The 982-nt window shown below is 31.7% G+C and carries 2 protein-coding genes; both read right to left on the bottom strand.

Annotated features, from left to right (window positions below; all coding sequences use genetic code 11):
• Positions 1 to 308: PD-(D/E)XK nuclease family transposase (locus tag OZD62_RS01060; RefSeq protein ID WP_275019251.1), on the bottom strand; the 308-nt coding region annotated here is incomplete at its 3' end.
• Between the two features lie 51 nt (positions 309 to 359).
• A partial coding sequence (locus tag OZD62_RS01055) for a DnaB-like helicase C-terminal domain-containing protein (RefSeq protein WP_275019250.1) occupies positions 360 to 982 on the bottom strand: 623 nt, incomplete at its 5' end.

Here is a 982-nt window from a genome sequence, read left to right as displayed (position 1 = left end):
GTTTCTTTCTGAATGAATTCCTCTCCTTTTAAACAATATGACCGAAGGCTTTCAGGTCGCACCATCTCAACAATTGTTTGAATACCTTTAGAATCTCTGCAGAGTACATCGACAATACTCTCCTTTTGAGAGGCAATATCGGGGTTTAGAGTAGGATTTAAGAACTTCACGTCCTTTATTTTAGCTTCACCAGTGAGACCTAGAATATCATTGAGAAGGTGAACAAGAATGTCTTTATTCTTCTCAGTACCAAAGATACGCTTGAACGCGTAATTGTTTTTTGGATCTAAAAACTTTGATAAAACCATAAGAAATCCACTTAAAAACCATTAATATTATACACTATTTTCCGCGATCTTTCAACTTAATATTCTCCCTGTATTTACTTGATATGGCACTGTAACCTTTCCGGTTGATCCACTACGGTTTTTTGCAACATTTATCTCTAAGTCGTTATTAGAATCAGCCTTGTAATAATTTTCTCTGTAGAGTAATAACACTAGATCAGCATCTTGTTCAATACTTCCTGATTCGCGTAGGTCTGCTAATTGTGGTCTTTTATTTTGTCTGTCTTCTACCTTACGGCTTATTTGTGATAATGCTACAATAGGAATATTAAAGTCTTTTGCTATATTTTTTAAAGTTCTACTGATTTCTGTTACTTCAAGAGTTCTATTTTCGGTTACTTTCGATCCTCTGAGTAACTGTAAGTAATCAATGTATATGCATTTCATTTTATATTTTCTGCAAATTAATGAGATTTTTTTCTTTAGGATATTTAAATCCATATTTCCTGAATTATCGACAAGAATATTTAAAAAAACTATTTGATTTATCCCTTTATGTAAAAGTTCTGTGTTTTGTTTCTTGATAATATTGTTTATTGTCTCATTGACTTCAATACTGATCATTCTATTGATTAACTGATTTGCTGACATTTCAAGTGAGAAAAAGCAGACATATTCTTGATTTTTCAGTAATT

Origin of the sequence: Wolbachia endosymbiont of Drosophila seguyi (assembly GCF_028981765.1) — a bacterium.
GTDB lineage: Bacteria > Pseudomonadota > Alphaproteobacteria > Rickettsiales > Anaplasmataceae > Wolbachia > Wolbachia pipientis.
Note: the sequence above shows the minus strand (reverse complement) of the source record. Positions and strands in the feature narration are given on the sequence as shown.